At 41.2% G+C, this 311-nt stretch carries 1 pseudogene; it reads left to right on the top strand.

The window, feature by feature from the left end:
- Nucleotides 1-311, top strand: a pseudogene (locus HC175_RS22450) (translation initiation factor IF-2); the annotation flags it as partial.

The following is a 311-nucleotide window of genomic DNA, read 5'->3' as shown; positions in this document are numbered from 1 at the left end:
AAGCAAAGACAATGCGATTAAATAAGGTACTGCGTGAATTTAATATTTCGCTGGATCGTGCTGTGGAATTTCTTAATTCCCAGGGCCACGAGATAGAAGCGCGTCCTACCACAAAAATATCGGGAGAGATTTATCAGGTGCTTTCTGATGAGTTTCAAACCGATAAAAGTAAAAAGGTTGAAGCTAAAGAAGTAGGCGAAGAGAAGCGTAAAGAAAAGGAAAGCCTGCGTCTTGAAAGAGAAAAGGAACTTGAAGATAAGCGTAAGCAGGATGAAAAGCAGGAGGTGATACGAGCTAAGTCTAACCTGGAA

The organism is Salinimicrobium oceani, assembly GCF_012037645.1.
Note: the sequence above shows the minus strand (reverse complement) of the source record. Positions and strands in the feature narration are given on the sequence as shown.